The organism is Ancylobacter sp. SL191, assembly GCF_026625645.1.
In the GTDB taxonomy this organism is placed as follows: Bacteria; Pseudomonadota; Alphaproteobacteria; order Rhizobiales; family Xanthobacteraceae; genus Ancylobacter.
In genome coordinates this window covers 1,856,880-1,874,734 of record NZ_CP113056.1, presented here as the reverse complement: position 1 = coordinate 1,874,734, position 17,855 = coordinate 1,856,880, and the positions used below count along the sequence as shown (strand labels likewise).

22 protein-coding genes are annotated in these 17,855 nt (G+C 66.4%); 18 read left to right on the top strand and 4 right to left on the bottom strand.

All coding sequences use genetic code 11. The annotated features are described in order from the left end of the window. Positions 1 to 7 precede the first annotated feature (7 nt). The 4 genes from OU996_RS08475 to OU996_RS08460 all read right to left on the bottom strand — a co-directional run bounded on the left by OU996_RS08475 (position 8) and on the right by OU996_RS08460 (position 4,236). Positions 8 to 1,264 carry a flagellar hook protein FlgE gene (locus OU996_RS08475; protein WP_267585159.1) on the bottom strand — a complete coding sequence of 419 codons (1,257 nt, stop codon included), beginning with the start codon at positions 1,262 to 1,264 and terminating at the stop codon, positions 8 to 10. 157 nt (positions 1,265 to 1,421) lie between these two features. Continuing rightward, positions 1,422 to 2,744, bottom strand: coding sequence for a flagellar protein export ATPase FliI (gene fliI, locus OU996_RS08470; RefSeq protein WP_267585158.1), 1,323 nt, complete (start codon positions 2,742 to 2,744; stop codon positions 1,422 to 1,424). Position 2,745: 1 nt separating this feature from the next. Then, on the bottom strand, positions 2,746 to 3,465 hold the full coding sequence (flgF, locus tag OU996_RS08465) for a flagellar basal-body rod protein FlgF (protein ID WP_267585157.1): 720 nt from the start codon (positions 3,463 to 3,465) through the stop codon (positions 2,746 to 2,748). 3 nt (positions 3,466 to 3,468) lie between these two features. Beyond that, positions 3,469 to 4,236: a DUF1217 domain-containing protein gene (locus OU996_RS08460; RefSeq protein WP_267585156.1), complete on the bottom strand. Its 768-nt coding sequence runs from the start codon at positions 4,234 to 4,236 to the stop codon at positions 3,469 to 3,471. A 167-nt stretch (positions 4,237 to 4,403) separates the two neighbouring features. Here OU996_RS08460 and motA point away from each other — a divergent pair, with 167 nt between their 5' ends. The 18 genes from motA to OU996_RS08370 all read left to right on the top strand — a co-directional run bounded on the left by motA (position 4,404) and on the right by OU996_RS08370 (position 17,639). Then, complete coding sequence (gene motA / locus OU996_RS08455; protein ID WP_267585155.1) at positions 4,404 to 5,294, top strand: flagellar motor stator protein MotA; 891 nt, start codon at positions 4,404 to 4,406, stop codon at positions 5,292 to 5,294. Between the two features lie 9 nt (positions 5,295 to 5,303). Beyond that, on the top strand, positions 5,304 to 6,242 hold the full coding sequence (locus OU996_RS08450; protein ID WP_420712723.1) for a flagellar motor switch protein FliM: 939 nt from the start codon (positions 5,304 to 5,306) through the stop codon (positions 6,240 to 6,242). Then, positions 6,223 to 6,558 carry a hypothetical protein gene (locus OU996_RS08445; protein WP_267585153.1) on the top strand — a complete coding sequence of 112 codons (336 nt, stop codon included), beginning with the start codon at positions 6,223 to 6,225 and terminating at the stop codon, positions 6,556 to 6,558. The genes OU996_RS08450 and OU996_RS08445 overlap by 20 nt, the downstream gene beginning before the upstream one ends. After that, entirely contained in the window at positions 6,555 to 6,881 is a 327-nt protein-coding gene (gene fliN, locus OU996_RS08440) for a flagellar motor switch protein FliN (RefSeq protein ID WP_267585152.1), read from the top strand. The genes OU996_RS08445 and fliN overlap by 4 nt, the downstream gene beginning before the upstream one ends. A 15-nt stretch (positions 6,882 to 6,896) precedes the next feature. Next, positions 6,897 to 7,925 carry a flagellar motor switch protein FliG gene (locus OU996_RS08435; RefSeq protein ID WP_267585151.1) on the top strand — a complete coding sequence of 343 codons (1,029 nt, stop codon included), beginning with the start codon at positions 6,897 to 6,899 and terminating at the stop codon, positions 7,923 to 7,925. Between the two features lie 8 nt (positions 7,926 to 7,933). Beyond that, positions 7,934 to 9,010: an EscU/YscU/HrcU family type III secretion system export apparatus switch protein gene (locus tag OU996_RS08430; RefSeq protein ID WP_267585150.1), complete on the top strand. Its 1,077-nt coding sequence runs from the start codon at positions 7,934 to 7,936 to the stop codon at positions 9,008 to 9,010. Continuing rightward, on the top strand, positions 8,997 to 9,449 hold the full coding sequence (locus OU996_RS08425; RefSeq protein ID WP_267585149.1) for a hypothetical protein: 453 nt from the start codon (positions 8,997 to 8,999) through the stop codon (positions 9,447 to 9,449). The genes OU996_RS08430 and OU996_RS08425 overlap by 14 nt, the downstream gene beginning before the upstream one ends. A gap of 95 nt (positions 9,450 to 9,544) precedes the next feature. After that, a complete protein-coding gene (gene flgB, locus OU996_RS08420; protein WP_267585148.1) occupies positions 9,545 to 9,928 on the top strand; it encodes a flagellar basal body rod protein FlgB in 384 nt (127 codons plus the stop codon). 2 nt (positions 9,929 to 9,930) lie between these two features. Then, positions 9,931 to 10,350, top strand: coding sequence for a flagellar basal body rod protein FlgC (gene flgC, locus OU996_RS08415; protein WP_267585651.1), 420 nt, complete (start codon positions 9,931 to 9,933; stop codon positions 10,348 to 10,350). After that, on the top strand, positions 10,350 to 10,673 hold the full coding sequence (locus tag OU996_RS08410; protein WP_267585650.1) for a flagellar hook-basal body complex protein FliE: 324 nt from the start codon (positions 10,350 to 10,352) through the stop codon (positions 10,671 to 10,673). Before flgC ends, OU996_RS08410 begins: the two co-directional genes overlap by 1 nt. A gap of 13 nt (positions 10,674 to 10,686) precedes the next feature. Beyond that, positions 10,687 to 11,475 carry a flagellar basal-body rod protein FlgG gene (gene flgG, locus OU996_RS08405; RefSeq protein WP_267585147.1) on the top strand — a complete coding sequence of 263 codons (789 nt, stop codon included), beginning with the start codon at positions 10,687 to 10,689 and terminating at the stop codon, positions 11,473 to 11,475. Between the two features lie 15 nt (positions 11,476 to 11,490). Next, entirely contained in the window at positions 11,491 to 12,099 is a 609-nt protein-coding gene (flgA, locus tag OU996_RS08400) for a flagellar basal body P-ring formation chaperone FlgA (RefSeq protein WP_267585146.1), read from the top strand. Then, a complete protein-coding gene (gene flgI, locus OU996_RS08395) occupies positions 12,096 to 13,223 on the top strand; it encodes a flagellar basal body P-ring protein FlgI (protein ID WP_267585145.1) in 1,128 nt (375 codons plus the stop codon). The genes flgA and flgI overlap by 4 nt, the downstream gene beginning before the upstream one ends. A gap of 86 nt (positions 13,224 to 13,309) precedes the next feature. Then, on the top strand, positions 13,310 to 14,086 hold the full coding sequence (locus tag OU996_RS08390; RefSeq protein WP_267585144.1) for a MotE family protein: 777 nt from the start codon (positions 13,310 to 13,312) through the stop codon (positions 14,084 to 14,086). Continuing rightward, the gene (locus OU996_RS08385) at positions 14,083 to 14,799 is read left to right on the top strand and encodes a flagellar basal body L-ring protein FlgH (RefSeq protein WP_267585143.1); all 717 of its coding nucleotides are present in this window, start codon (positions 14,083 to 14,085) and stop codon (positions 14,797 to 14,799) included. The genes OU996_RS08390 and OU996_RS08385 overlap by 4 nt, the downstream gene beginning before the upstream one ends. 26 nt (positions 14,800 to 14,825) lie before the next feature. Further along, on the top strand, positions 14,826 to 15,329 hold the full coding sequence (locus OU996_RS08380; RefSeq protein ID WP_267585142.1) for a flagellar basal body-associated FliL family protein: 504 nt from the start codon (positions 14,826 to 14,828) through the stop codon (positions 15,327 to 15,329). Then, the gene (gene fliP, locus OU996_RS08375; RefSeq protein ID WP_420712722.1) at positions 15,326 to 16,087 is read left to right on the top strand and encodes a flagellar type III secretion system pore protein FliP; all 762 of its coding nucleotides are present in this window, start codon (positions 15,326 to 15,328) and stop codon (positions 16,085 to 16,087) included. Before OU996_RS08380 ends, fliP begins: the two co-directional genes overlap by 4 nt. Positions 16,088 to 16,385: 298 nt before the next feature. Then, entirely contained in the window at positions 16,386 to 17,639 is a 1,254-nt protein-coding gene (locus OU996_RS08370; protein WP_267585141.1) for a flagellin, read from the top strand. The last annotated feature ends 216 nt before the right edge of the window (positions 17,640 to 17,855 follow it).

The following is a 17,855-nucleotide window of genomic DNA, read 5'->3' as shown; positions in this document are numbered from 1 at the left end:
CTACGCCTCACCGCTTGAGGTTCATCAGGACGTCGAGCAGTTCCGAACCGGTCTGGAACACCTTGGAATTGGCGGTGTAGTCGCGCTGGGCGGCGATCATCTCGGTGAGCTCGTTCGCCATGTCGACATTGGAGCGTTCGGTGGCGCCGGAGATCATCGTGCCGAGCCCACCGTCATTGGCGAAGCCGACCTGGATGGCGCCGGATTCATTGGTGGTCTCGAACACGTTGCCGGCCTTCGGGTTCAGCTTGTCGGGGCTGGTGACGAAGGCGAGCGGGATCTTGTAGAGCGGCGACTTGCGCCCGTTCAGGTCGATGGCCGAGACCACACCGTCCTTGGCAATCTCGACGCCGGAGACCGAGCTCGGCGCGTTGCCGTCCACCGTCGCCGACAGCGGGGTGTATCCGTCGGCGAGCTGGGTCATGCCCGTGAGATCGAGCGTCAGCGTCTGGCCGTTCGGCACGTTGAGCGCGAAGCTCGGCGTCGAGGTCAGGTTGCCGAGATTGTCGAAGGTCAGCGCCTGCGAGGCGAGCGGGGCCGCCGTATAGGGAAAGTCGCCCGTCGCCGGCGCGTCGGCGCGGTCGAACACCGTCATCTCCCATTCGATCGGCGCGTTGCTGGTCTTGCTCAGATAGATGTCGAGCGTGACCTCGTTGCCGAGATTGTCGAAGGTGACGAGCGAGGATTTCTGCGAATAGGTCGAGGTCGCCGCATTGTCGGCCGGGGTATCGCCGGCGATGGCAGTATCGGCCGAGGGCAGGTTCGCCGCGAAGGTGCCGATGCGGCTCGGATTGGCCGCGAGGCGCACATCGGCGACCTTGACCGCCTGCAGGGCGCCGGCGCCATTGAGAACAACGTCCGGGTCGCCGGCGGTGATGTCGTAGCCCATCAGCGTGAAGCCGGCGGTGTTCACCAGATTGCCGGTCGAGGCATCCACGGCGAAGGAACCGGCGCGCGAGAGATAGGACGTCCCGTCGGGATCGGCGACCAGGAAGAAGCCGTTGCCCTGAATGGCGAGATCGGTCGCGGAGGTCGTGTAGTTGAGCGCCCCCTGCTGGCTGACCGAATAGCGCACGGAGGTGTTCACCGCGCCGGAATTATACTCGCCCGTGCCGCTCTGCAGCAGCAGGGTGGAGAATTCGGTGGTGGAGCGCTTGTAGCCCGCGGTGTTTGAGTTGGCGATGTTGTCGGCAATGGTGCCGAGCTTGTTCGACTGCGCCGACATACCGGATACGCCGGTGCGCATCATGCCGTAGAGGCTCATCTATTCACTCCTGACTGGGCGTGCTCGCATATGAGCCGCTGTGGCTTGCGCGAAACTGGCGCTCGCTCTCGGAACCGGAAGCTCCGCCGAAAATGGCTGAGCTGCGAAGGACTTAGCCGCGAATGGTCTAGCCACGCATGGTCTAGCCACGTATGGCCTAGCCGCGAATGGCTTGGGCGAGTTCGGCGAAAGGATCCCCGCTTGGCGGGGAGTCGGCGTATTGGCGCAGCGCGTCATAGATGCGCGGCACCACGGTCACGGCCTGGTCGAGCTCGGCATCGGTGCCGGGCGTGTAGCCGCCCATGAGCCGGAGATCCTTGGTGTCCTCGAAGCGGGCGATCAGCCCCTTCAGCCGGCGCACCAGCTCGCGCTGCTCGGGCGTCCAGACGAGATCGGCGAGGCGCGAGACCGAGCGCAGCACGTTCACCGCCGGGAAGCGGCCCTGATCGGCGATGGCGCGGTCGAGCACGATATGCCCGTCCAGCGTGCCACGAATGGCGTCGGCGACCGGGTCGTTATGGTCGTCGCCATCCACCAGCACGGAGAACACGGCGGAGATCGAGCCGGTGCCCTCGCGCCCCGGTCCCGCCCGCTCCAGGAGGCGCGGCAGGGTGCTGAACACGCTCGGCGCATAGCCGCGCGCCACGGCGGGCTCGCCGGCCGCCAGCGCCACGTCGCGCGCGGCATGGGCGTAGCGCGTCACGCTGTCGACGATCAGCAGCACGCTGTCGCCGGCATCGCGGAAATACTCGGCCACCGCGAAGCCGGCGCGCGGCGCGAGGCGGCGCATCATCGGGCTCTCGTCGCTGGTGGCGACGACGACGACCGCGCGGTGCCGGTTCGGCGCCAGCGGGCCTTCGAGAAATTCGCGCACCTCGCGCCCGCGCTCGCCGACGAGCGCGACGACCACCGTGTCGAAGCCCTGGCAACGCGCCAGCATGGAGAGCAGCGTCGACTTGCCGACGCCGGAGCCGGCGAAGATGCCGATGCGCTGGCCCTCGCAGAGCGGGGTGAACAGGTCGATCACCCGCACGCCGGTGTGCAGCGGCTTGTCGATGCGCGAGCGGCTCATCGCCTCCGGCGGGTCGGCGTCGAGCGGCATGGCGACATCGCCGACGAGAAGCGGGCCCTGCCCGTCCAGCGGCTGGCCCAGCGCATTGATCACCCGGCCCTTCCAGGAGGGATCGGGGCGGAAGGAGAGCGGCCCGCTCTTATAGGCGCTGGCGCCCATGCCGAGCGCCACGCGCTCGTCGAACGGCTTCACCGTCGCGCCGTCGCCATCGAGGCGCACCACCTCGCCAATGATGCGGCGCCCATCCGCCTCGACCGAGACGCACTCGCCGAGGCGCAGATGGGACGACAGGCCGGCGACGCGGAAATGGGTCGGCGCGACCTCGCGCACCGTGCCACTCGCGCGCACCAGCGGGATCTCGACCAGGCTCGACTGCACCGCCGCCTCAAGGCGCCTGAGCGCGTTCATCTCAGGACGGCCCCAGCGTGCGGATGGCTTCCGAGGTCGAATCCTCGCCCTGCTGCACCGACTGCGCCGCCATCTCGAAGCTGCGCTGCACGGCGATCATCCGTGTCATCTCCATGATCGGATCGACGTTCGAGCCCTCGACATAGCCCTGGCGGATGCCGAAGCGGGAATAGTCCTGCACCGGGCTCGCCGGGCGGTCCGGAGAGACGGTGGAGGAGCTGTGCCGCGTCAGCGTCGCCCCGGCCGGCAGGGTGAACAGGCCGACCGTGCCAACCCGGTTCCCGGCCTGGGTGATCGCGCCATCGGCGCTGATGTTCACCGGCCCGGCGGAGGCATCGATGGTGATCTGCGTGCCGCTCGAATCGAGCACGGGCATGTTGTCCACCGTGCGCAGGCCGCCATTCGGCCCGAGCTGGAAGCGCCCGTCACGGGTGTAGAGCGGGCCCGAGGGGCCGCGCACCGCGAACCAGGCGTCGCCCTGCGGGGCAAGGTCGAGCGGGTTGCCGGTGTAGGACACATTGCCCGGCTTCAGCGAGGTGTAGCTGTCACCCTCCGAGACGAAGGCCACGTCGCTTGCGCCCGCCTGCGAAAGCATGGTCTCGAACTTTACTTCCTCGGCGCGATAGCCGGGCGTGTTCACATTGGCGATGTTGCCGGCGATGGTGGCGAGGCGGCGCTCCGCCGCCATCTGCATCGACAGGCCGACATAGATGCTTGTCACGCATCAACCTCCATACTTCAGGGAAAGCAGCGACATGGCGACGCCCGAACCGACGGAATAGCCGCGGTTGAACAGGGCAAGGGTCGGCGAGGTGGCGGCCTGGTCCATGTCCCAGCGCGCGGTGAAGCGCTGGATCAGCCGGTCGAGCTTGACCGGATCCTTCAGCGAGGCGATGTCGAGGCGCTTCTTCACCGCCGCCGCCTGCTTGTCGATGTCGGCATTGCCCATCTCGGCGGGAAAGCCATAGACGGTCTTCACCACCTTCCAGAGCGCCGCGTCCGCCATCAGCCCATAGGCGGAGGACACGTTCGGCGCCTCGCGCTTGAAGTACAGCGCCAGCCGCACGCCCTCATTCTCCGCCCCCGCGTCCACTTCCAGCGTCTGGCGGACATATTTGTCGGCGACCTCCTGCTTGGTCGCCGAGCGCGAGGTGGTGAGCGCGCCATAGCTGTCGAAGTCGAACGCCTTGGCGAAGGCGGTGAAGCGGTCGTCGTTCAGCCGGTTGGCGAAGGATTTGGAATCGGTGATGCCCTCGGTCAGCACCTTGCGCATATAGGCCTTGGCGTAGGCCATTTCCTCGAGACCGAACGCCTTCATCGCGTAGTTGAACACGCGGGTGTTCTTGATGAAGTCGTCGATCGACTTAATCTTCGGGATGGTCTCGAGGTAATGCTTGGTCTCAAGCGCCACCGTCGGCTCGGACGCCTTCAGTTTGAGGGTCCGGTCGATGTTGCGCGTGAGAAGACGATAGGAATCGTAGGTCGTGGCCATGGCGCACCGTGCGTGTGTCCGGTGTTGACCCTCGCCCAGTAACCTTGCGCCGGGCTGGCCTGCCGGCCGCGCCTCATAAAGAGCGGCGCGCCGCCTCCCTGCCCCCCCGCCAGCCTCACGCAACCTTGCCCACCTAGACCCTCACTCAACAACGGAGGGGTATCGCTTTGGGCATCTTGATTGGCATCTTCCTGGGCTTCGCCTCGATCGGCGGTGGCTTCGTGGCCATGGGCGGCCATCTCGAGGTGATCTGGCAACCCTTTGAATATGTCATCATTTTCGGCATTGCCTTTGCCACCTTCGTCATCGCCAACCCGATGTCGACGATCAAGGACACCGGCAAGGCAATGGGACAGGCCCTGTCGGGCAAGGCGCCCAAGCGCAAGGATTTCCTGCACCTGCTCGGCCTTCTCTATGCGCTGATGCGCGAGCTGCGCACCAAGCCGCGCAACGAGGTCGAAGGGCACATCGACGACCCCACCAATTCCCCGCTGTTCCAGCACTTCCCGGACATTCTGAAGGACAAGGAACTCACCGGGTTCATCTGCGACTATGCGCGCCTGATTGTCATCGGCAATGCCCGCTCGCATGAGATCGAAGGGCTGATGGAACAGGAAATCTCGACCATCAAGAAGTACAAGACCAAGCCAGCCGGAGCACTCAGCACGGTCGCGGAAGGCATGCCGGCCATCGGCATCTGCGCGGCGGTGCTCGGCATCATCAAGGCGATGGGCGCCATCGACCAGTCGCCGGAAATCCTTGGCGGCTACATCGCGTCGGCGCTGGTCGGCACCCTCATCGGCATTTACGCCTCCTACGCGATCCTCGGGCCGATGGCGCACTACATCAAGATCATGCGAGAGAAGCAGGTCCAGCCCTACATCATCGCGAAGCAGTCGCTGATCGCCTACATGAACGGCGCGCTGCCGCAGATCGCCCTGGAACATGGCCGCAAGACCATCTCCGCTGGCGAGCGCCCGACCATCGACGAGGTCGAGGCCGAAGCGATCTCCAACGTTCCGAACCTCTCCTCCATGGCCCAGGCACAGGCGGCCTAAGCGATGAACATGCAAACGGGTTCCATGAGCGGCTCCACCACCGACATCCGCAATCTGCTGCTGGACGCCGCCGGCCTGTCCCTCGACAAGCTGCCGATGCTGAACGTCATCTTCGACCGCATGGCGACACAGTGCGCGGAAAGCCTGCGCCAGCTCGTCGCCTCGCAGGCCTATTACTCGCTGAGCGACGTCGAGAGCGGGCGCATCGGCGACATCCTCGACGCCTATGAAGGCATGGCCGTCGTCGGCGTGTTCCACTCGCCGGAATGGGACAGCCACCTCATCGTCGGCTTCGACCGCGACTTCATCTTCACCATGGTCGAGGTGCTGTTCGGGGCCGACGGCTCCGAGCCGCCGATCGACGACGAGCGCTCCTTCTCCAACATCGAGATGCGAATCGCCCAGGCGCTGTTCGAGCAGATGGCCAAGGCGCTGCAGAGCGCCTTCGCGCTGGTGAGCAAGGCGACCTTCAAGTTCCAGCGGCACGAGACGCGCATGGACTTCGCCGTCATCGGCCGGCGCAACAACCTCGCCATCTGCGCCAAGTTCCTGCTGCAGGCGATCAACCGCGGCGGCGAGATGTTCATTCTCGTCCCGCAGGGTGCGCTGACCCCGATGCGCCAGCAACTCGCCAGCACCACGGCGGGCGAATCAGCGCCGCGCGATCCGGTGTGGAGCAAGCACATTCGCGGCGAGGTGCAGCGCACCGAGGTGCGGCTGCGCGCCGTGCTGGAACAGCGCGAGATCACGCTGGGCGAGGCCGCAGACTTCAAGGTTGGTCAGGTTCTCTCGCTGCAGGCCACCCCGCGCAGCCGCGTCAAGCTGGAGAGCGCCGAGGAGGGGCTCTTCTGGTGCAGCCTCGGGCAAGCCGAGGGTGCGTATGTGCTGCGTATCGAAGATGCCGTCGATCAGGCTCAGGAGTTCCTCGATGATATTCTCCCCCGGTGAGGCCGTGCTGTTCGTCGCCCTCGTGGTGACCAGCACCTGTGTCGTGCTGATGTACCGCAAGCTTGGCAATCTCTCCGCCTATCAGCGCGACTATCGCGTCGCGCTCGACGACAGCGCCAACGCCCTGCACCACGCGCGCAACGCGATGGCGCTGCTCAACGATGACAGCCGCGAGCTGCTCACCCTCCTGTCGCACAAGATCCAGGACGCCGAGACGCTGCTCTGGCAGCTCAACCAGGCTCAGACCGCCGCCGGCACCAAGCCCGGTAACGGCCCGGCCGGCGGTTCCACTCCCTCGCCCAAGGTGAAGCCATGACCGATACCTTTGCGCCTGAAACCATCACCGGCGGCTCCGTCGAGGAGACCTTCGGCGGCCGCGGCCTCGAATCCCTGCTGCGCGTGCCGGTCACCATGCAGGTCGTGCTCGGCTCGGCCAACATGCCGGTCGCTCACCTCATGAAGCTCGGCCGCGGCGCCATCGTCCCGCTTGACCGCCGCGTCGGCGAGCCGGTGGAAGTGGTGGTGAACGGCCGCATCCTGGCCCGCGGCGAGGTCGTCGTGGTGGATGAGGACAATTCGCGCTTCGGCGTCTCCCTGACGGAGATCGTCGGGACGACGGGCAGTGACTCCAACCGCTGATCGCCGGAGCCGTAAATGGCCGCAGCCGCCACGCGGAGCGTAAGCAACCGCCCCCTGCACGGCATCGATCGTGTCGCCGCGCTGCTCATGACCATGGGCAAGCCCGCCGCGGCGCGCCTGATGAAGCATTTCGAGCCGGAAGAAATCCGCCTCATCACCCGTACCATCGCCGAGATGCGCCCCGTGACCACCTCCCAGGTGGAAATGGCCATCGAGGAATTCGCCACCCAGTTCGTTGCCGGCGCCAATGTCGGCGGCTCGGCGAGTGATGTCGAACGTCTGCTCGCCGGCGTGCTGCCGCCCGACCAGATCAGCGAGATCATGAACGATGTCTTGGGCGCGGCGAACCATTCGATCTGGGACCGCATCTCCGGCGTCTCGGAAGGCACCATCGCGACCTACATCATGAAGGAGCACCCGCAGATCGCCGCGCTGGTGCTCTCCAAGGTGAAGCCGGCCTGCGCCGCCAAGGTGCTCAGCCACCTGCCCGAGGACATGCGCAACGGCGTCATGCGCCGGATGCTCGCCTTCAAGCCGATCGTCGACGAGACGATGCGCATCATCGAGAGCACGATCCATGAGGACTTCATGGTCAACCTCGCGCGCAACGCCGGCGCCGACACCCATGCCCGTATCGCCGACATCATCAACAAGATGGAGCGCAACGACATGGAGAACGTGCTGAACAGCCTGAGCTCGACCCGGCCGAAATCGGCCGAGATCCTCAAGGGCCTGCTCTTCACCTTCGACGACATCATCAACCTGCCGCCCCGCGCGCGCACCTCGCTGTTCGACCAGGTGCCGAACGACAAGACGGTGCTGGCGCTCAAGGGCACGGATGCGGAGTTCCGCGAGATCATCCTGCAATCGCTCGGTTCGCGCGTGCGCCGCATGGTCGAGCAGGAACTGTCGTCCAGCGAGCCGGCCTCGGCCCGCGACGTGGCGGAAGCGCGCCGCGCCATTACCGACCTCGCGCTCGAAATGGCCGGGCGCGGCGAAATCGAACTCAACTCCGGCGGTGAGGAAGACGCCTATGTGCGCTAGGGCCCGCCATGTCCGGGGATGACGACAAGGAAAGCAAAACCGAGGAAGCCAGCGACAAGAAGATCGCCGACGCCTTGGAGAAGGGCAACATCCCCTTCTCCAAGGAGGCGACCCTGTTTGCCTCCCTCATCGGCATTCTCATCAGCCTGAGCTTCTTCGCCGGCCCGCAGAGCGGACCGCTGATGCAGGGGCTCTCCCGCTTCATCGACGACCCCGGAAGCCTGCGCCTCAACACCAGTGAGGACGTCACGCATATTCTCTGGGTCGCCTTCGAGCTCGGCGCCCGTTTCCTTCTGCCCATCGTCATCGTGCTGTCGATCTGCGGCCTCGTCGCCGCGTTGGTGCAGAACACGCCCAGCATGGTGGGCGAGCGAATCCGTCCGCAATGGTCGCGCATCTCGCCCGCCTCCGGCTGGAAGCGCCTGTTCGGCCGCGACGGCCAGGTCGAGTTCCTGAAGTCGCTGTTCAAGTTCGGCGCGATCGCGCTGGTGTGCGGGCTGCTGCTGTTCTCCGGCCAGGACAGCATCACCGCCGCCATGTCGAGCGACCCGGTGCTGGTCCCCTCCATGCTGCTCGGCCTCGCCGTGCGTCTGGTCTCCGCCGTCTGCGTGGCGACCATCGCGCTTGTGGGCGTCGACCTCGTCTGGTCGCGCCTGCACTGGAAGGCCGAGCTGCGCATGACCAAGCAGGAGGTGAAGGAGGAGTTCAAGCAGGCCGAGGGCGACCCGCTGGTGAAGGCGCGCATGCGCTCCCTCGCCCAGGAACGCGCCCGCCACCGCATGATGAACGCCGTCCCGCGCGCCTCCATCGTGCTGGCCAACCCGACCCACTATGCGATCGCGCTCTATTATGACCGCCAGAAGGGCGGCGCGCCGCTCGTACTCGCCAAGGGCGCCGACCTCATCGCCCTGAAGATCCGCTCCATCGCCGAGAGCCACAACATCCCCGTCGTCGAGGACCGGGCCCTTGTCCGCGCCATGTATGACGCCGTCGAGGTGGACCAGTGGATTCCGGCCGAATTCTACCGGCCGATCGCCAAGATACTCTATTTCATCTATGCAAGAGGCAAGAATGCCCGGACCTGATGGCGCCTTTAGCCTCGACAAGGATGCGCCGCTGGCGCTGCTACCCTATGAGAAGATGCTGGCGGATACGCTGCGCGGCTTTCTCAGCGAGCTGTGCTTCACCAGCGCCGGCGTCGTCATCGCCTATATCAGCCGGCGGCAGGACGAGAACATCCAGGATCTCATCAACTCCTCGGCCGAGCTATTCCTGAAGCCGGGCCTGCTGCATTACGGGCGCAATGCGGCGGTCGAAAGCGACTGGGGTTCCCCGCCCAATGTCAGCATCAGCATGATACTGCGCGAGGCGACGCTGACCGCCGCGTTCCGCGTCGTGTTCGACGACACGACAATCGGCGTGCATATCGACCGGATCGACTTCGCCGGGGGCCCGGCCTCGCCGGAGGACAATCTCCAGCGCTTCGCCAGCGCCCTCGCGGCGGCGCGGATCGCCGCGAACTAAGCCCTGCCGGGGGCAGACGCTGCCGCCCATCGGCGAGTCCAGCCTCGTGCAAGGTTCTGTACCTAGGGTGCTCCCATCGGAATGCGGAGCCTCTCGTGGACAAGGTCTATCTCTTCGATCTCGCCTCCCGCCACTCTGCATGGGCCTCAGTGCGGCAGGCGACCATCGCCGGCAACATCGCCAATGCCAACACGCCCGGCTACCGGGCGGCCGAGGTGGAACCCTTCTCGGCGGTGCTGGACAAGACCCATCTGGCGGAAGCGCGGACCAACGCGGCTCATCTTTCCATGTCCGCCCCAGGGGCGGCGACGGTGAAGATGGACGACGCCGAGAGCTGGAGCATCTCCGAAAACGGCAACACCGTCAGTCTGGACCAGCAGATGGTCAAGGCGAACGAGGTCAGCGGTGCCTTTACCCTCAACACGAGCATTGTCCGCTCGTTTCACCGGATGGTGTTAGCCAGCGTGAGGAATGTGTGATGATCGATCCCCTCAAGTCGATATCGTCCATCGCCGGCTCCGGCATGGAAGCCCAGTCGCTGCGCATGCGCATCGCCTCGGAGAACATCGCCAACGCCCGTTCCACGGCGACAAGCCCCGACGGCGCGCCCTATGTGCGCAAGACCGTGCATTTCGCGGCGCAGCCGATGCGCGGCCTCGGCGCCTCGCAGGTGTCGGTGAGCCAGCTCGGCACCGACAAGAACACCCCCTTCGCCGTCGAGCATGATCCGGGCAACCCGGCCGCGGACGCGCAGGGCAATGTGAAGATGCCCAATGTGAACCCGTTGGTGGAAATGGCCGACCTGCGTGAAGCCGGTCGCTCCTACTCCGCCAACCTCCAGATGATGAAACAGGCCCGGTCGATGATCTCCCAGACCATCGACCTGCTGAGGGCTGGATGATGCTTGACGCGATTGGTTCTTTCACCCCGATCCGCACCAATGGCCCCGCCGCGTCGTCCGCGACCGGCCCGGCCGCGGCGGCGGCACCCAGCCGGTCCGTCTCCGGCACGGATTTCGGCGACATCCTCGCCGATGTTTCCGGCCAGGCGGTAAATTCGCTGAAGACGGCGGAAGCCACCGCCATCAGCGGCATTCAGGGCAAGGCGTCCGTCGCTCATGTCGTGCAGACGATCATGACCGCCGAGCAGACGCTCCAGACCGCGCTCGCGGTCCGCGACAAGGTCGTCGCGGCCTATCAGGAAATCTCGCGGATGGCGATCTGAGGAACATAGCGACATGAGAGCACTGGCCATCGCCGCCACCGGCATGAGCGCGCAGCAGACCAATGTGGAAGTGATCGCGAACAACATCGCGAACATCAACACGACGGGCTTCAAGCGCGCGCGCGCCGAATTCGCCGACCTGCTCTACCAGGCCGAACGCGCCCAGGGCGTGCCCAATGTGGATGGCGGCCTGCCGATCCCGGACGGCGCGCTGGTCGGCCTCGGCGTGCGCACCGTGGGTGTGCGCAACCTGCACATGCAGGGCCCGCTCACCCAGACCGGCAACCCGCTCGACATCGCCATCAACGGGCGTGGCTGGTTCCAGATCACCAGCCCGACCGGCGAGACCGTCTATACGCGCGCCGGCTCCTTCAACAAGGGGCCGGAGGGCCAGCTCGTCACCAATGACGGCTATGTGGTGGAACCCGCCATCACCTTCCCCGCCGACACGGTGGAGATCGCCATCAACGAGACCGGGCAGGTCTATGCCAAGGTCGCCGGCCAGGCGACGCCGCAGATGCTCGGCCAGCTCACCGTCGCCAACTTCCCCAATGATGGCGGGCTGGAGCCGATCGGCAACAATCTCTACCGCGAGACCGATGCCTCCGGTACGGCGGTGACCGGCGTCGCCGGCGATACCGGCTTCGGCAAGGTCCACCAGGGTTATCTCGAGTCCTCGAACGTGGACCCGGTGAAGGAGATCACCGAGCTGATCTCCGCCCAGCGCGCCTATGAAATGAACTCCAAGGTGATCCAGGCCGCCGACGAAATGGCCGCCACGGTCTCCAAGGGCATCCGCTAACAAAGGAACCGCGCCATGCGTCGGCATTTCGGGGGCGCCGCCCGTGCGCGTGCCCTCTCCCATGCGCTCGCCCGTATCGGCGTGCTGGCCCTCGGCTCGCTCGCTTTCGCCGGTGGCGCGCTCGCCGCCTCGATCGCCGACAGCCGGGTCGACAGCTCGGCCCTGGCCGACTGGGCGCCCCCGACAGGCGCCGCCCCGGCCACGCCGCCGGTCGCCGGCGCGCCGCTGCCGCAGCAGGTCATGCTCCCCGTCGCCGCGACCACGGTGGCGCCCGGCGAGACGATCACCGACGCCATGCTGGTGGACAAGTCGTTCCCCGCCCATGTGACCAGCGAATATCCGATCGCCGTCAATCGCGGCCAGCTTGTCGGCAAGGTCGCCCGGCGCGTGCTGCTGGCCGGCAATGCCGTGCCGGTCGGGGCGGTGGGCGAGGCCAAGGTCGTCACGCGCGGCGTTGCCACCGAGCTGCGCTTCGAGCAGGGCGGCCTGCTGATCACCGCCATGGGCGTGCCGCTGGATTCCGCCACCGTCGGCGCGATGGTGCGGCTGAAGAACGTCGACAGCGGCAAGATCGTCACCGGCATCGTGCAGGCGGACGGCTCGGTCAAGGTCGGCGGCAAATGAAGCGCCTCCTCGCCGCCACCCTGCTGGTGCTCGCCGGCCTTGCCAGCGCCAACGCCGCGACGCGCATCAAGGACGTGTCCTCGGTGCAGGGCGTGCGCGAGAACCAGCTCATCGGTTACGGCCTTGTCATCGGCCTCCAGGGCACGGGCGACACGCTGCGCAACTCGCCCTTCACCGAGCAGGCCATGCAGTCCATGCTCGACCGGCTCGGCATCAGCACGCGCGGCATTCCGCTGCGCGCGCGCAACGTCGCCGCCGTCGCGGTCACCGCCGACCTGCCGGCCTTCGCTGGCGTCGGCTCGCGCATCGACATCAACGTCGCCTCGATGGGCGATGCCACCTCGCTGCGCGGCGGCACGCTGCTGCTCACCCCGCTCACCGCCGCCGACGGGCAGACCTATGCCGTGGCGCAGGGCCAGCTCGCCGTCACCGGCTTCACCGCCGAGGGCCAGGCCGAGAGCATCACCCAGGGCATTCCCACCGCCGCCCGCATTCCCAATGGCGCGCTGGTGGAGAAGCCGGCGCCCGGCGTGCTGAACGAGCTGACCAGCTTCGTGCTGGAGCTGAACAACCCGGATTTCGCCACCGCCGCCCGCGTCGCCGACGTCATCAATGCCCGCTTCGGCAAGATGAAGTTCGACTATGGCAAGCTTGGTGGTCCTAACAAGCCGCTGGCCCAGGAGCGCGATCTGCGCAGCGTCGTGGTCCAGCGCCCGCCGCAGATGAACCCCGCCCGCTTCCTCGCCATGATCGGCGACCTGCCGATCGAGCCGGATACCCCCGCCCGCGTGGTGGTGGACCAGCGCTCCGGCACGGTGGTGATCGGGCGCAACGTGAAGATCTCCACCGTCGCCGTCACCCAGGGCAACCTCACGGTGCGCGTCACCGAGACGCCGGAAGTCTCCCAGCCCGCCCCCTTCTCCGACGGCGAGACCGTCGTGGTGCCGCGTACCGATATCGGCATTGAGCAGGATGGCGGCTACCTCGCCGTCGTGCGGGGCCCCGATTTGGAGACCCTCGTGCAAGGTCTGAACCGTATGGGAATGAGGCCGACGGACATCATCGCTGTCCTGCAGGCGATCAAGACCTCGGGCGCGCTGCAAGCGGACCTGGTGGTCCAGTAACCGGGACGGCCCACGGGCCGACCGTTCAGCCATCGCCCAACCTGCCGACCGGTCTGTTGCCGCCACCCAATCGAGGAGCCACGCCCATGAGCATCGTGACCGTTCTGTCGCACCTGTTCATCTTCATCCTCGGCGGAGCCTTCGGCCTCATCTCGGCGGCGCTGTGTTTCGCCGCCCGCCATTCGGTCGGGGACGAGGAAGGCTGGGGCGGGCAGGAGCCGGTCCCGGTTCCCGCGCGCACCCGCCGGCCGGCCCATCTGCCGGCGCGCGGCCTCACCGGCCGGGGCAGCTCTTTTCTGATCCTCATCGGCCTGACTGTCCCCCTCACTGCACTGACACTCCACGAGGGCCGGGCCGAAGCCGCCGCCGCCAAATCCACCGCGCCGGTGCAGGCGCTGCCGGCCCAGGCGCCGGTTCCGGCGGTGCCGATGCCGTCCAATCTGAGCAACACCGAGCAGTACTGCGCCAGCCTCATCGACACCGCCCGCGACGCCCGCTTCGCCCGCCAGAAGGCGGCGATCGAGGGGATGGAGAAGGATCTCGAGGAGCGCATCGCGCAGCTCGAGGCCAAGCGCGCTGAATATGAGAAGTGGTTGACGCGTCGCGAAGAATTCCTGCGCAAGGCGGATGAATCGGTGATCGCCGTGATCTCCCAGATGCGCCCCGACGCCGCCGCCGCCCAGCTCACCGTGATGGGCGACGACCCGGCCGCGGCGATCCTCGCCAAGCTCAACCCGCGCGTCGCCAGCGCCATCATGAACGAGATGGACTCCACCCGTGCCGCCCGCCTCACCGGCGTCATGGTCGGCATCGCCAAGCGGGCCAATGAGGCGAAGGCCGCGAGCCAGGACAAATCGTCATGAGACTGCTCCTCCTGCCGCTCGCCGCCCTCGGGCTAAGTGCTTGTCAAACCAACAAATATGACAGCCTGGCGAATGGCCCGTCGCTGACGCCGGTCGGCTATGGCATCCAGGCGCAGGCGGATCCGATCCCGATGGCCTACCCGCCACCGCCCTCGCGCAGCTTCGCCTCGACCTGGGACCAGGGTAGCCAGAGCCTCTACCGCAGCATCCGCGCCACCAAGGTCGGCGACACGCTGAAGGTCGACATCTCGCTCGACGACAAGGCCGAATTCGACAACGAGACCGGCCGCTCGCGCAAATCCGCGCAGGATGCCGGGTTGGATATCGCCGCCGGCGCCGAAGGTTACGGCTGGGCCGGCGGCTATGGCTCTGCCACCGGCTCGCTCACCATGAACTCGGATACCGAGGCCAAGGGCAAAGGCTCGATCGACCGCTCGGAAAAGCTGCGCCTCGCGGTCGCCGTGGTCGTCACCGAGGTGCTGCCAAACGGCAACCTGATGATCCGCGGCTCGCAGGAGATCCTGGTGAATTACGAGGTCCGCGTGCTGACGATCGCCGGCATGGTGAACCCGCTGGATATCACCGGCGGCAACCAGATCGCCTACGACCGGATCGCCGAAGCCCGCATTTCCTACGCCGGCCGCGGCCGGCTCAACGACGTCCAGCAGCCGGCCTGGGGCCAGCGCATCTACGACGCCGTCGTTCCTTTCTGACGAACACGCAACCGGCGGGGGCCAACATGGCACAGGCAGTCAAGGCAGAAGGCAAAAGCGGGGGCGGCAAGCTCGGGGTGATCGTGGCGCTGAGCCTGCTGACACTCCTCGCCGCTGCCGGTGGTGGTGGTCTCGGCATCCAGCTCGCCTCCACGGTCGAGAAGGCCGTGACGGAGAAGGCGAAAGAGCAGGAAGCGGCCGAGCCCGAGAAGCCGCCGCTGCGCTATTCCAACCCCGAAATGATGATGGAAAGCCTCAAGCCCATCGTCTCCAACCTCGCCGCGCCCAGCAGCACCTTCGTGCGCATCGAGGCCTCGATCATCTACAAGAACGGCTCGCTGCCCAACCCGCAGATCGCCGCCGCGCAAATCCGCGAAGACGTGATGGCGTATCTGCGCACCATTCCGCTGAGCCAGCTTGAAGGCCCGAGCGGCCTCATTCACCTGCGCGAAGACCTTAATGAGCGCGCCCGGATGCGCTCGGAAGGTCACGTTGAGGAACTGGTGATCGAAACGCTGGTGGTGCAATGACACCGCGTAATCTGGTCGGCGGGCTGGCGCTCCTTGCCGGCCTCGTCTTCGCCATGCCTGCACTCGCCCAGCAGACGCCGAGCCTGTCGGAACTTCTGAACGAAGCCGGCGGCGGCGCTGCCTCGGGCCGCATGGTGCAGATGATCGCCCTGCTCACCGTGCTGTCACTGGCGCCGGGCCTGCTGATCATGGTGACGAGCTTCACCCGCATCGTCATCGCCCTGTCCTTCCTGCGCTCGGGCCTCGGCTTGCAGTCGACGCCGGCCAACCTGGTGCTGATCTCGCTGTCTCTGTTCATGACCTTCTACGTCATGGGCCCGACCTTCGATCGCGCCTGGAAGGACGGCATCCAGCCGCTCACCGCCAACGAGATTTCCGAGCAGGAGGCGCTGAAACGCGTCGCCGCCCCATTCCGCGAGTTCATGCTGTCACAGGTCCGGCCGAAGGATCTCCAGACCTTCGCCGACCTCGCCGCCGCCAATGGACAGGCCGCCACCAGTACGGCGCCCGAAGATGTCGAGCTGCGCATCCTGATCCCGGCCTTCATGATCTCCGAGCTGCGCCGCGGCTTCGAGATCGGCTTCCTGATCATGCTGCCCTTCCTGATCATCGACATGATCGTGGCGACGCTGGTCATGTCCATGGGCATGATGATGATGCCGCCGGCGGTGATCGCGCTGCCGTTCAAGATTCTCTTCTTCATCCTGATTGATGGGTGGAACCTGCTGGTCGGCGGGCTGGTGCGTTCCTTCTATTAGCGAGTAGTCGGCAAGGGCCCCAGGGCGCCTTCCGGGGGGCGGTTCGCGCAGGCGGACCGCCCTTTTTCTTTGGCCGCGCGCCGGGAATTTCCACAGCACCCGGGCTGCAAGCTTCGCGCAAGCCCACCATGCGACGGTGACGCCATGGCAGATTGACTGCTGGCCCCCAGGTGGGCCCGCAGGTGAGGCCGCCCCGAGTGGGGCCTCCGCCAAAGGCATGATGCCGCTTCTGCCATGCCGGTTTCAGCCCGGTATGTCCCCTTGAAACCTCTCTCTCCAGACAAAGGGACATTTCGTCATGACCAGCCTTATGACCAACACCTCCTCGATGGTTGCCCTGCAGACCCTGCGGACGATCAACTCGAGCCTCGACCAGACCAACAACCGCGTCTCCACCGGCCTCCGCGTCAATTCGGCGTCCGACAACGCGGCTTATTGGTCGATCGCCACGACGACCCGCTCCGACAACGGCGCGCTCGGCGCGGTGAAGGACTCCCTCGGCCTCGCCAAGTCTTCGGTTGATACCGTCAACACCGGTCTCGATACCGTTCGCACGGCGCTGCAGAAGGTGAAGGAAAAGCTCATCACGGCCGCGTCCCCGGACGCCGACCGCGCCAAGCTGCAGACCGAAATCGGCAGCCTGCTCGATGAGCTGAAGAACAACGCCAAGAGCACCGTCATCTCCGGCAGCAACTGGCTGGCCGTCGACTCGAGCGCGGCGAACTACAATGCCACCAAGGCGGTGGTTGCCTCGTTCTCCCGCACCGGCGACTCGGTGCAGGTGGACACGATCGACATCGACACCAGCGCGTTCAAGCTGCTCGATGACAACTCCACCGTGCATACCGCGGTTGACGCCGCCGTGACCACCTCGTCGGCGACTTACGCGACCGCCAAGACCACGGCGACGACCACCTTCGACACTGCCAAGACCACGGCGACCACTGCCTACGACACGGCTATCAGCACCGCTGATACCACGTTCGCCGGCAGCGCCATGGATGCCGCCGCCGTTGCCGCTCGTGACGCCGCTTATGCGACGGCCACCAACACGCGCGACGCGGCCATCACCACTGCGGAAACCGCGAAGAAGACGGCTCTGGATGGTGCGGTTCTCGCGCTGACCAACTCGCTGGCCGCGTCGGGTACCGACAACCTCGGCATTCTCGACAAGTCCCGCGTGGCCGCCACCGACAACGGCACCGCCACCGTCAGCTCGATCATGGACATCGACATCTCGTCCCTGACCTCGAGCCAGGCCGACCTCGACAAGATCGCGAACTACACCTCGATCGTCGATGCCGCCCTGAGCGACCTGACCGACGCGTCGACGAGCCTCGGCTCGACGGCCAGCCGCATCGAGTCGCAGACGAACTTCGTGCAGGCTCTTCAGGACGCCAACAACCGCGCCATCGGCGCTCTTGTTGACGCGAACATGGAAGAGGAGTCGACCCGTCTGAAGGCGCTGCAGACCCAGCAGCAGCTCGCCGTTCAGTCGCTCGGCATCGCCAATTCCAGCTCGCAGAGCGTGCTCAGCCTCTTCCGCGGCTGATGTAGGGGCTCACGCCCTCCTAAGTGTGTCTCCCGCCGTTCGCGGCGCAACTGGCCACGCTCCCGCCCCCGGAGCGTGGCCTTTCTTTTTTCCGGCCCGCCGCCGCCTCGCATCACGACGGCCACGCCACGCAATCTCCAGGCAAGCTCGCCGGCGCATGGTGTCCTCGGGCAGTCGGTGTACCCCAGCCCGGCACTGCCCTTGCGCGGCACCCCG

What these genes read in the sequence shown, in the direction of transcription:
- OU996_RS08460 (WP_267585156.1), bottom strand. Translation starts at nt 4,236, where the DNA reads ATGGCCACGACCTACGATTCCTATCGTCTTCTCACGCGCAACATCGAC.
- OU996_RS08425 (WP_267585149.1), top strand. Translation starts at nt 8,997, where the DNA reads ATGCCCGGACCTGATGGCGCCTTTAGCCTCGACAAGGATGCGCCGCTG.
- OU996_RS08370 (WP_267585141.1), top strand. Translation starts at nt 16,386, where the DNA reads ATGACCAGCCTTATGACCAACACCTCCTCGATGGTTGCCCTGCAGACC.
- OU996_RS08475 (WP_267585159.1), bottom strand. Translation starts at nt 1,264, where the DNA reads ATGAGCCTCTACGGCATGATGCGCACCGGCGTATCCGGTATGTCGGCG.
- OU996_RS08435 (WP_267585151.1), top strand. Translation starts at nt 6,897, where the DNA reads ATGGCCGCAGCCGCCACGCGGAGCGTAAGCAACCGCCCCCTGCACGGC.
- flgG (WP_267585147.1), top strand. Translation starts at nt 10,687, where the DNA reads ATGAGAGCACTGGCCATCGCCGCCACCGGCATGAGCGCGCAGCAGACC.
- OU996_RS08450 (WP_420712723.1), top strand. Translation starts at nt 5,304, where the DNA reads ATGCAAACGGGTTCCATGAGCGGCTCCACCACCGACATCCGCAATCTG.
- OU996_RS08390 (WP_267585144.1), top strand. Translation starts at nt 13,310, where the DNA reads ATGAGCATCGTGACCGTTCTGTCGCACCTGTTCATCTTCATCCTCGGC.
- fliP (WP_420712722.1), top strand. Translation starts at nt 15,326, where the DNA reads ATGACACCGCGTAATCTGGTCGGCGGGCTGGCGCTCCTTGCCGGCCTC.
- fliN (WP_267585152.1), top strand. Translation starts at nt 6,555, where the DNA reads ATGACCGATACCTTTGCGCCTGAAACCATCACCGGCGGCTCCGTCGAG.
- fliI (WP_267585158.1), bottom strand. Translation starts at nt 2,744, where the DNA reads ATGAACGCGCTCAGGCGCCTTGAGGCGGCGGTGCAGTCGAGCCTGGTC.
- OU996_RS08385 (WP_267585143.1), top strand. Translation starts at nt 14,083, where the DNA reads ATGAGACTGCTCCTCCTGCCGCTCGCCGCCCTCGGGCTAAGTGCTTGT.
- OU996_RS08410 (WP_267585650.1), top strand. Translation starts at nt 10,350, where the DNA reads ATGCTTGACGCGATTGGTTCTTTCACCCCGATCCGCACCAATGGCCCC.
- OU996_RS08380 (WP_267585142.1), top strand. Translation starts at nt 14,826, where the DNA reads ATGGCACAGGCAGTCAAGGCAGAAGGCAAAAGCGGGGGCGGCAAGCTC.
- OU996_RS08445 (WP_267585153.1), top strand. Translation starts at nt 6,223, where the DNA reads ATGATATTCTCCCCCGGTGAGGCCGTGCTGTTCGTCGCCCTCGTGGTG.
- flgI (WP_267585145.1), top strand. Translation starts at nt 12,096, where the DNA reads ATGAAGCGCCTCCTCGCCGCCACCCTGCTGGTGCTCGCCGGCCTTGCC.
- OU996_RS08430 (WP_267585150.1), top strand. Translation starts at nt 7,934, where the DNA reads ATGTCCGGGGATGACGACAAGGAAAGCAAAACCGAGGAAGCCAGCGAC.
- flgA (WP_267585146.1), top strand. Translation starts at nt 11,491, where the DNA reads ATGCGTCGGCATTTCGGGGGCGCCGCCCGTGCGCGTGCCCTCTCCCAT.